9 protein-coding genes and 1 pseudogene are annotated in these 10,362 nt (G+C 76.3%); 7 read left to right on the top strand and 3 right to left on the bottom strand.

Going from position 1 to position 10,362, the window contains the following annotated elements:
• Positions 1 to 288: pseudogene (locus F6X68_RS34365) on the bottom strand (hypothetical protein); the annotation flags it as partial.
• A gap of 124 nt (positions 289 to 412) precedes the next feature.
• Between F6X68_RS34365 and F6X68_RS25595 the strand changes: the two are divergent.
• Together F6X68_RS25595 and F6X68_RS25590 are read left to right on the top strand one after the other, a co-directional pair.
• Positions 413 to 1,780: a WG repeat-containing protein gene (locus tag F6X68_RS25595; protein WP_225852423.1), complete on the top strand. Its 1,368-nt coding sequence runs from the start codon at positions 413 to 415 to the stop codon at positions 1,778 to 1,780.
• Positions 1,781 to 1,838: 58 nt separating this feature from the next.
• Positions 1,839 to 2,837 carry an aldo/keto reductase family protein gene (locus F6X68_RS25590; protein ID WP_151456673.1) on the top strand — a complete coding sequence of 333 codons (999 nt, stop codon included), beginning with the start codon at positions 1,839 to 1,841 and terminating at the stop codon, positions 2,835 to 2,837.
• A gap of 68 nt (positions 2,838 to 2,905) precedes the next feature.
• Here F6X68_RS25590 and F6X68_RS25585 read toward each other — a convergent pair whose 3' ends face one another.
• Positions 2,906 to 3,703 (bottom strand): site-2 protease family protein, encoded by a 798-nt coding sequence (locus F6X68_RS25585; RefSeq protein ID WP_151456672.1) that lies wholly within the window; start codon positions 3,701 to 3,703, stop codon positions 2,906 to 2,908.
• Positions 3,703 to 3,903, bottom strand: coding sequence for a hypothetical protein (locus F6X68_RS25580; RefSeq protein ID WP_151456671.1), 201 nt, complete (start codon positions 3,901 to 3,903; stop codon positions 3,703 to 3,705). Before F6X68_RS25580 ends, F6X68_RS25585 begins: the two co-directional genes overlap by 1 nt.
• Before the next feature lie 190 nt (positions 3,904 to 4,093).
• Here F6X68_RS25580 and F6X68_RS25575 point away from each other — a divergent pair, with 190 nt between their 5' ends.
• The 5 genes from F6X68_RS25575 to F6X68_RS25555 form a co-directional block, all read left to right on the top strand.
• Positions 4,094 to 4,294, top strand: a complete 201-nt coding sequence (locus F6X68_RS25575) for a hypothetical protein (protein WP_121400450.1) — start codon at positions 4,094 to 4,096, stop codon at positions 4,292 to 4,294.
• Positions 4,295 to 4,352: 58 nt separating this feature from the next.
• Positions 4,353 to 6,152: a serine/threonine-protein kinase gene (locus F6X68_RS25570; RefSeq protein ID WP_151456670.1), complete on the top strand. Its 1,800-nt coding sequence runs from the start codon at positions 4,353 to 4,355 to the stop codon at positions 6,150 to 6,152.
• 119 nt (positions 6,153 to 6,271) lie between these two features.
• Complete coding sequence (locus F6X68_RS25565) at positions 6,272 to 8,245, top strand: bifunctional adenosylcobinamide kinase/adenosylcobinamide-phosphate guanylyltransferase (protein ID WP_151456669.1); 1,974 nt, start codon at positions 6,272 to 6,274, stop codon at positions 8,243 to 8,245.
• The gene (cobS, locus tag F6X68_RS25560) at positions 8,235 to 9,008 is read left to right on the top strand and encodes an adenosylcobinamide-GDP ribazoletransferase (RefSeq protein ID WP_151456668.1); all 774 of its coding nucleotides are present in this window, start codon (positions 8,235 to 8,237) and stop codon (positions 9,006 to 9,008) included. The genes F6X68_RS25565 and cobS overlap by 11 nt, the downstream gene beginning before the upstream one ends.
• Before the next feature lie 66 nt (positions 9,009 to 9,074).
• Positions 9,075 to 10,362, top strand: a 1,288-nt coding sequence (locus F6X68_RS25555) for a DUF2314 domain-containing protein (protein WP_151456667.1), incomplete at its 3' end; no start/stop codon positions are given.

The raw sequence follows: 10,362 nt of genomic DNA, 5'->3' as shown, positions 1-10,362 counted from the left end.
ACCGCAACCTGTCTCCGCACCCGCCGCAGACCTCGTGCCGGCCCGGCCCGTTTCCGCGCCGCCGACGGCCTCGGCACCGCCCACGGACGCCTCGCCGGTACCGCCCCCCTCCGAGCCGTCGGCGCAGCCGGTGTCCGCGCCGCCTGCCGCCACGCCGCCCGCCGCCACGCCGCCCGGCGGGCAGGTGCCATCGACGAGCGCGGAACGGACCTCCGCGTCCCGCACCGCCGAGCCAGCCATCGCCGCAACGAACACCACCGAACCCCACGCCGTCGGAGCCAGCGCCACCGAACCACGGACCACCCAACCGAGCGCCACCGAACCACGGACCACCCAACCGAGCGCCACCGAACCACAGACCACCGGACCAAACACGGCCGGACCACGGGCCGACGGACCACGGGACGCCGGAGTGGGCAGCAGCGGACCGCGGGCCGCCGGGATGCCCGTCGGGTCGCGGGACGCCGGGCACCAGAGCGCGGCGCAGGGCGATCCGGAGCAGGTGCTGGCGAGCTACCGGTGGCGGCTCGATCCGGCCACCCTGCGGGAGGTCGTGGAGGAGCCGGACGAGTTCCGGACGATCCGGCGGCGGCTGACCGAGAAGCTGGGCGCGGCCGTGGACAACAAGTCGCGCGCCCGGCTGCTCAGTCTGCGGGCGGTGGTGTCCCGGATTCTCGGCGAACTGGACGACGCCCTGGCGGACGGTCGGCTCGCGCTCACCTACGCCGAGGCCACCGGGGAGCTGCGACGTACGGCGGTGGCCCAGGCTCGGCTGGCGCACGTGTTGCGCTGGCGCGGCGAGTTCGTCGAGGCCGACCGGCTCTTCGCCGAGGCGAACTCCACGGAGTTGCCACAGCGGCTGCGCGCGGTGCTGCACGAGCACGCCGGGCGGTCCTGCTACGACCAGGGTCGGCTGATGGAGGCCTGTCACCACTTCGAGCGGGCCCTGGACCTGCGTGGCACCGAGGACCCCGAGTTGCAGGCCCGGATCCGGCTGAGCCTGGACGCGGTGGCGGAGCGGGTCGCGGAGACGGGCTTCGGGCCGTACCCGCGCAGCCGCGAGGAGGTGCTGGAGCGTGACCGGCCCCCGATGCCGGCCCGCGACGGCGACCTGTGGGGTTTCTCCGACCCGGACGGCGACCTGGTCATCGCGGCCGGGTACGCGGAGGCGCAGCCGTTCCGCGACGGGCTGGCCTGGGTGCGGCGCCCCGAGACCGAGCGGTGGTCGCTCATCGACCGTACCGGCGCCACGGTGCTCGAACCGTCGTACCCGGTGGTCCGCTCGTTCTCTGACGGGCTGGCCTGGGTGTCCGACGGCGGCGACGCCGGCTGGGTGGCGATCGACGCCACCGGCGAGGTGGTCGTGCCGCACGGCTTCGCGGACGTACGCCCGTTCCAACGCGGCGTGGCCGTGGTCCGCCGCGACGGCTGGGGCGCGGTCGACCGCAACGGCCGGATCGTGGTGCCCACCCGGCACCACGGGTTCGCCACCGTCCTGGCCGACGGCCGGTACGTCGACGGCTTCACCGAGGAGGGGCTGGCCGTGGTGGAGGTGGCCGGCCGGCGCGGCGTGGTGAACCGGGCCGGGAAGGTGCTGGTGGCGCCCAGCTATCCGGCGCTGGTCGTCCACCCGGTCGCGTTCCTGGTCGGCGACGGCACGGGCCGCTGGGGCGCGCTCGACCGGCGGGGCGAGCTGCTCATCGAGCCGGTGCACCGCGACCGCGACGAGGTCGTCGCCGAGATCGAGCGGCTGCTCGTCGACACCAGCCCCGTGCTCTGAGCGACAGGGAGGCCCGCCACGAGGGGTGGGCATGATCGGAACGGGCTAGGGTCGACTCATGGAATTCCGTCACCTGGGCCGTTCCGGCCTGATGGTCAGCGAGATCTCGTACGGCAACTGGATCACCCACGGCTCGCAGGTCGAGGAGGACGCGGCGTTCGCCTGCGTCCGGGCCGCCCTGGACGCCGGCATCACCACCTTCGACACGGCCGACGTGTACGCGGGCACCCGCGCCGAGGACGTGCTGGGCCGCGCGCTGGAGGGCGAGCGGCGCGAAGGGCTGGAGATCTTCACCAAGGTGTACTGGCCCACGGGGCCGGGCCGCAACGACCGGGGCCTGTCCCGCAAGCACATCATGGAGTCGATCAACGGCTCGCTGCGCCGGCTGCGCACCGACTACGTGGACCTCTACCAGGCCCACCGGTACGACCACAGCACGCCGCTGGAGGAGACGATGGAGGCGTTCGCCGACGTCGTGCACTCCGGCAAGGCGCTCTACATCGGCGTCTCCGAGTGGAAGGCGTCGGAGATCCGCGCGGCCCACCAGCTCGCCCGTGAGCTGCACATCCCGCTGGTCTCCAACCAGCCGCAGTACTCGATGCTCTGGCGGGTCATCGAGTCCGAGGTCGTCCCCACCAGCGAGGAGCTGGGCATCGGGCAGATCGTCTGGTCGCCGATCGCGCAGGGCGTGCTCTCGGGCAAGTACCTGCCGGGCCAGCCGCCGCCGGCCGGCTCCCGGGCCACCGACGAGAAGTCAGGCGCGGGCTTCATCTCCCGGTTCATGACCGACGAGGTCCTGAACCGGGTGCAGCGGCTCAAGCCGCTGGCCGAGCAGGCCGGACTGAGCATGGCGCAGCTCGCCGTCGCCTGGGTGTTGCAGAACCCGAACGTCTCCTCGGCGATCGTCGGCGCCTCCCGCCCGGAGCAGGTGCACGACAACGTCAAGGCGGCCGGCGTGAAGCTCGACGCCGAGCTGCTCAAGGCGATCGACGAGATCGTCGACCCGATCGTCGAGCGCGACCCGGCCCGCACGGAGTCTCCCGCCGAGCGCCCGTGACGCGTCCCGGCCCGGGCCGGCCCGCACCACGGGCCGCCCGGGCCGGACCGTGCCGGCGGGGGCGCGGGTCAGCCCTGCCAGAAGCGGATCAGGTCCAGGCCGAGGGCGTAGAGCCACGGGGGCAGGCCGAGGAAGTCGCCGACGGCGAAGACCGCGTCGAAGAACCAGCCGCCGATCCGCGGGTTCCACAGCAGCGCGAACAGCAGGATGAAGCCGAACGGGGCGAACAGGTCGTACATCCTGCGCCACTGCGGGTTCAGCCACGGCTGGATCATGTTGCCGCCGTCCAGGCCGGGCACCGGGAGCAGGTTGAGCACGCTCGCGGTGAGCTGGAGGAACGCCAGCAGCGCCACGGCCGCCCAGAACTCGACCGGCCCGCCGCCGGCCGCCCCGAGGCGTACGGCGAGCACCAGCACCAGCGTGAACAGCACGTTGGTGGCCGGGCCCGCCAGGCTGACCAGGGTGTGCCGCAGCCGTCCCGGGATGGCGTGCCGGTCCACCCACACCGCCCCGCCGGGCAGGCCGATGCCGCCGAGCAGCACGACCACCACGGGCAGCCCGATCGACAGCAGCGGGTGGCTGTACTTCAGCGGGTTGAGCGTCAGGTAGCCCCGGTGGGCGACGCTGCGGTCGCCGGCCCGGTAGGCGACGACGGCGTGGGCGTACTCGTGCAGGCAGAGCGAGACCAGCCAGCCGGACACGACGAAGAGGAACACGTCGAGCCGGACGTTGCCGAACCCGTTCCAGGTGAGCACCCCGCTGGTCACGAAGAGCGCGACCAGGGCGAGGAAGACGGGGCTGGGCCGGAACGCCGCCCGGGGCACGCCGAGCACCAACGGCTCGCCCCCCGGGCGGTCGCCGGCCATCACTCCGCCGGAGGCAGCAGGCTCATGCGGTAGTCCACCCGGTCGTCCTCCACGAGCGTGACCGAGGTGACGCCGGACGCCGCGAGCTCCCGCCAGGCCTGACCGATCCAGGACTCGGCGTCCGCCTGGCTGCTGAACGACTCCGCCGGCCCCTCGACCGACTCACCGTTCGCGCCCTCGTACCGCCAGCTCCACGCCATGCCGCGTCTCCCCTCGCCGCTGATGTCCCGTGGGACGAACCCCCGCCAGCGTAGTCGGCCGGGCGCGGGGCGGCCCGACATCCGTACGCCGGGCGGGCGGCGCAGGGTTCCCCGGCCCCTGTCCGGGTATGGGCCTCCTGACGCGCGACGGGGCGGTCGCCGACCGCCGACGGGCCTGGAGGAGGCGACGATGGACGAACCGCTGCACGACAAGGACACCGAGGCGCTGCGGGCGATGGCGGTGCGCGGCGGCATCGTGGGGGCCGCGCACATGGAACGGGAGGACCTGCTGGACGCCCTCGTCGCCCGCCCCGGGGAGGGCGCCTGGCAGGAGGACCCGAAGCCGGCGGCGGTCAACCCCAACGACTTCCAGTACCAGACACCCCGGTAGTCCGCCGCCGCCCCGCCGGGCGGCCAGCCCCGCTCCGCCGGGCCGGTACGGTGTCGCGGTGCTTACTCGGGGAGTGGTGCTCAGCGACCGGTACCGGCTGGACGACCGGGTGGCGATCGGCGGCATGGGCGCGGTCTGGCGCTGCACCGACCTCATGCTGGAACGTACGGTGGCGGTGAAGGCGCTGCTGCCGGCGTTGAGCGCGGATCCCGAGTTCACGGCCCGGTTCCGGGCGGAGGCGCGGATGCTGGCGGCGCTGCGCCACCCGGGCGTGGTCGCCGTGCACGACGTCGGCCGGTCCGTCCTCGACGACGGCAGCCAGGTCGACTACCTGGTGATGGAGTACGTCGACGGCCAGCCGCTGAGTTCCTGGCTGCGGCGCGGGGGGCAGCTCGACCCGGCGTCGACCATGTCGGTGGTGGCGCAGGCCGCCGAGGCGCTGCACACCGCCCACCTCGCCGGCATCGTGCACCGGGACGTCAAGCCGGGCAACCTGCTGGTGAAGGGCGACGGCCGGGTGGTGCTGGTCGACTTCGGCATCGCCCGCTCCGGCTCCATGGCGGGCATCACCGCCGCCAACGTGATGCTCGGTACCGCCTCGTACATGTCGCCCGAGCAGGCCGCGAACCAGCCGGTCTCCCCGGCGACGGACGTCTACGCGCTCGGCGCGGTGGCGTATTTCTGCCTGACCGGCCAGCCGCCGTTCGACGGGGACAACCCGCTCCAGGTGGCGTTGCGGCACCTCCAGGAGGAGCCGCCGCCGCTGCCGCCCGACATCCCGGCGGCGGTGGCCGCGCTGGTGCAGCGGGCGATGGCGAAGCGCCCCGGCGACCGGTTCGGCGACGCGGCGGCGATGGCCGACGCCGCGGCCGAGGCCCGCGACGCGACCCTGGCCGTGGTGCCGACGTCCGCCCGCCCGCCGTGGGCCGTCGCCGGCCCGACCTCGGCGGCGCCCGCCGCCGCGCAACCGGACCAGGGCGGTACCCCGGCGGCCGGTGACGCCGTTGCGCCGGCCCCCGCCGGGCCGGTCGCCCCGCCGGATCCGTGGGCGCCGCTGCCGCCCGTCGCCGCCCGGCCGTACCCGGGACCGGCGACGGGAAGCGACGCCTTGGGACCGGTCCCGCCCACCCGGGAGGACCCGGTCGTGCCGCAGCCGGCACGGCGGCGTCGGGCCGCGCTGCTCGGCGCGGCGGCCACCGGGCTCGTGGTGCTGGTCGGGGTGGCCGCGCTCGCCCTGGCCCCTGACGACGGCCCGGCCGGCGGAGACGTCCCGGCGGCGCTGACCGGCGAGTCCGCGGCGGCGGGCCCGTCCGGCGCGGCGGCCGACGACGGTACGGGCCGGTTGCGCGTCGAGCCCACGCCGGGTGCCACCCGCGCGACGGCGTCGTCGGCGGCGTCCCGCAGTCCGTCGGCGTCGCCGCCCGGGCGCTCCCCGGTCCCGACGGCGGGCAGCGGCGAGCCGACCGCGACCGCTCCCGGCGGACCCGGCCCCGGACCGACGGCCGGACAGCCGGCGAAGCCGAACCCGTACACGCCGGTCGAGGCGTGCGGCAGCGGGTACAGGGTGATCGACTCGGCCCCGCTGACCGCCTCGGGCAGCCGGAAGGGCAGGGTCTACCTGCTCTACCACGCCGGCAGCGGCAACAACTGCGTGGTCACGATGAAGGCGACCGCGGTGGGCACGGCCACGGCCGCCTCGGCGTGGCTGGAGGTGCGGGGCCGGGCCCGCAGCACCGACAGCGGGTCGTTCTCGTACTACGCGGGGCCGGTGCGGGCCAGGGCCGCCGGGGTGTGCGTGAAGTGGGGCGGGTCCACCGGCGGGGCCAGCTACGCCAGCGGTTTCGAGCACTGCGACTGAGCGCCGCCCGGGGGTGCCCCTGCCCGCGGCGGCGACCGGCCGCCTCCCTGCGGGGCCGGGCCGGCCGTACCCCGCACCTCCGGGGGGCCGCACCCGGGCGCTGGCTCTAAAGTACGGGCATGTCCGTTGACGGGTGGAACACGGTCCTGGTGCTCGGCGGTATCCGGTCCGGAAAGTCCGAGTTCGCCGAGGCCCTGGTCGCCGACGCGCCGACGGTCCGCTACGTGGCCACGGCCGCCGACGCGCCGGCCGACGACGCGGAGTGGGCGGCCCGGCTGGCGGCGCACCGCGAGCGCCGACCGGAGACCTGGACCACCGAGGAGACCGCGGCCGACCCGCGCCGCCTCGCGGACGTGCTGGCCTCCGCCGGGCCCAACGAGACGCTGCTCGTCGACGACCTCGGCGGCTGGGTGACCGTGCTGCTCGACCCGGCGCACCAGCCGGCGGACGACACCGCCACCATCGCCGAGCTGGCGGCGGCGGTGCGCTCCTGCGCGGCCCGGCTGGTACTGGTCAGCCCCGAGGTCGGGCTCTCCCTGGTGCCCACCACCCCGCTCGGGCGGGCCTTCACCGACGCGCTGGGCGCGGCCAACCGGGCGGTCGCCGACGCCTGCGACGCGGTCGTCCTCGTGGTCGCCGGCCAGGCCGCCTGGCTCAAGCCCGGCGCCCCGCACCCGGCCACCGTGCCCACACAGGCCGGCCCCGCACAGGCCGGCGCCCCGGGCGTTCCCGGCGGCGCTGGCGGGTCGGTGGCCGCGTCGGAGCCCTCCCCGGACGTGTTCACCCCCACGCCGCCGACCGCACCGGACGCGGTGCCCGGCGCCGAGCCGACCGGCACCGCCTGGGCCGCCCCGACCATGGCGCTGCCGATGGTCGCCACGGGCCTGGTCATCCAGCCCGGCATGGAACTGCCCATGCCCGACGAGTACGCCGGCCCGCAGGCGATCGAGCGGCTCGCCACCCTGGACGTGCCCGGGTCGGGGCTGGGCGTGCTGGAGCGGGCCGTCGGGTTCGCCGCCGCCACCCAGGGCACCGTCACCCCGGCCCCGTGGGGCCGGGTGCGGGTGCTGCTGCTGCACGGCGACCACCTCGGCGACGCCGCCGCCGGCACCGTGGAGGGCGAGTCGACGCGCCGCGCCCGGCAGGCCCGCGCCGGGCAGGGGGCGCTGGCCCGGCTGGCCGCCGAGAGTGGCGCCGAGCTCCAGGTGGTGGAGGTCCCGGCGTCCGCGCCGATGGAGACCGAACCCACGCTGACCGGCGAGCAGGTCGAGGTCGCCCTGCGCTACGGCTGGCGGCTTGCCGAGGAGGCCGCCGACGCGGGCGTACGACTGCTGGTGCTCGGGGCGTGCGGCGCCGGCACCGAGGCCGCCGCGGCGGCGGTGCTGGTGGCGACGGCGGGCGCCGAGGCGCCGGCGGTGCTCCGGCGGGTCGTCACCGACTCGGGCGAGATCGACGACGCGGCCTGGATGCGGCGGTGCGCGGCGGTACGGGACGCGCTGCACCGCACCCGGAACTCGCCGCGCAGCGCCAAGGACGTGCTGGCCGAACTGGGCGGCGGGGACGTCGCCGTGGCCACCGGCGTGCTGCTCGGCGCCACCGCCCGCCGGCTGCCGGTGATGCTCGACGGTCCGGTCGGGGTGGCCGCCGCCATGGTCACCCGCGACCTGGCCGGGCAGGCCCGGCACTGGTGCCTGCTGGCCGACCACGGCGGGCACCCCGCCGTCCAGCTCGGCGCCGACGTGCTCGGCCTGACCCCGCTGCTCGACCTGCGGCTCGACCTGGGCGAGGGCGCGAACGCGCTGGCCGCGCTGCCGCTGCTGCGCTCGGTGCTGGCGCTGGCCGCCGCGCTGCCGGCCCACCCGTCGCTCGGCGGCGGCGAGGACGACGAGCCGGAGACCGCGCCGGACACCGACGAGCCCGACTTCCGCGAGCCGGAGCCCGCCGGCCCCGGACCGACCAGCACCGAACCCGACTTCCGCGAGCCGGAGCCCGCCGGCCCCGGGCCGACCAGCACCGAGGCCGACCTCCGCGAGCCCGGCAGCGCCGGGCCGGACACGGAAGCGGTGGACCCGTCCGGCCGGCGTGCCGGCTGAGTCACGGCTCGCCGACGGGGCGCGGCTGGCGCTGACCACCTTCACCACCCTGCCGGTACGCGCCGGCCGCATCGACCGGTCGGTGGCAGGCACGGCGATGGCGCTCGCCCCGGCGGTCGGCGCGCTGCTCGGCGTCGTCCTCGCCGGCGTCCTGCTGCTTCCCGGTGCGCTCGCGCCCCCGCTGGTCGCGGCGGCGGTGACCGTCGGCGTCGGGGCGCTGCTCACCCGTGGGCTGCACCTCGACGGGCTGGCCGACACCGTGGACGCGCTGGGGTCGTACCGGCGGGGGGACGCCGCGCTGGAGATCATGAAGAAGCCGGACGTGGGCCCGTTCGGGGTGGTCGCGCTGGTGGTCGTACTCCTGGTGCAGGCGGCGGCCCTCGCGGAGCTGGCGGGACGGTCGTGGCCGGCGGCGCTCGCGGCGGTGGTCACGGCGACCGCCGCCGGCCGGCTCGGGGTGGCGGTGGCCTGCCGGCGCGGGGTGCCGGCCGCCCGCCCGGAGGGGCTCGGCGCGCTGGTCGCGGGCACCGTCGGGCCGGTCGCCCTGGCCGCCGGGGCGGTCGCCGTCGCGCTGCCGGCGCTCGCGGCCGTGCCGGGCCGCCCGTGGCAGGGGCCACTCGCCGTCGCCGTGGCACTCGCCGTCGCGGTGGGGCTGCTGCGACACGTGGTACGCCGGCTCGGCGGCGTCACCGGCGACGTGCTCGGCGCGACCGTGGAGGTGGTCACCACGCTGGTCTACCTGGGAGTGGTGCTGTCCGGCTGAACGGGGCGCACCGCGCCGGGTAGCGTTCTCCCACGACAGCACCGGCGCGGCCAACCGGGGGACGACATGCTCATCACGGACGACTTCCTGCCCGTACCGGTTCCGGAGTCGCTGAGCGCGACCTACCTGGTGCCCATGACGGGGCTGCCGAAGGTGAGCGCGAAGACGGCGGTGGCGCGGCTCACCGGCCGGCTGGCGGAGCCGGTGCACGGGCTGGCGCGGCACATGCTCGACAGCCCGCTGATGAGCGTCGACACCCGGCCGATCGGCGAGTTCCCCGAGCTCCCGCCGGACCTGCTAACCGCGTTCGGCGCCACCGAGGCGCAGCTGGCCCGGCTGGCCGCCGCGAGCCACCTGGTCGTGGTGCAGGCCGAGTACCGGCCAGGCTGGCCGCCGGCCCACGAGTGGGCGGCCCGGGCGGTGGCCGCCGCCGTCGCCGAGTCCGTCGACGGCGACGTGGTGGACGTGTTCGGCCTCCAGTTCCTCGACCCGGCGACGGCGCTGCGCTCGCTCCCCGACGACCAGGGGCGGATCCGGCTGGTCGACTGGGTGCTGGTGCCCTACTCCTCCGACGCCGAGGGGCTCTGGTTCACCACGAAGGGGCTGCGCCGCTTCGGGCTGCTGGAGTTGCAGACCCAGGGCGTGCCGGACCACCTGACCCGGGCCTGGGGCGCGGTGATGACCGGGGCCGCCCGGCGGCTGCTGCGGGACTGGACCGACGGGCTCTCCGGGGAGGAGGTGCCGGCATTCGTGCAGCTGCCGGTGCTGGCCACGGTGACCGGGCACGACATCGCGGTGGCGTACGGCAATCCGGAACAGCACGGCGCGACGGCGCCGGTGCTCCTGCGCCTGGAGCTGGACCCGGCCACCGACCCCGACGCCGACTCGTTCCTCAGCCTGCGCCCGCCCGCCGGGCACCCGGGGCCGGACGGCCGCTACTACGCCGCCGCCTGCGCCACCCTCTTCGCCGGCATCCAGCCGGACGTGCGCTACGCCCGGGCGGGCGACGCGATGAGCAGGGCGGTCGCCACCGCCCGGGCCGGGCTGGGCGACATCCGGGCCCGGTTCCTCGCCGGCCAGCTTCCGCCGGAGACGCAGCTCGTGGTCAAGTACGGCCTGCCCGGCGACGACGGCCCGGAGCTGGTCTGGGCCGGGGTGACCTCGTGGGAGACCCCGGAGCGGATCGTGGCCGCCAGCGCCAGCGACGCCAACACCGACCCGACCGTGCGCATCGGCTCCCCGGTCGTCGTGGAGGCCACCGACGTAGTCGACTGGGCCGTCCTGGACGGCACCGGCGTCATCGAGGGCGGCTGGACCCAGGCCGTCCTGGACGCCGGCGAACGCCCCCACCCCC

Source organism: Micromonospora sp. AMSO12t, from assembly GCF_008806585.1.
Lineage (GTDB): Bacteria > Actinomycetota > Actinomycetes > Mycobacteriales > Micromonosporaceae > Micromonospora > Micromonospora reichwaldensis.
This window is presented reverse-complemented; position numbering and strand designations above follow the sequence as displayed.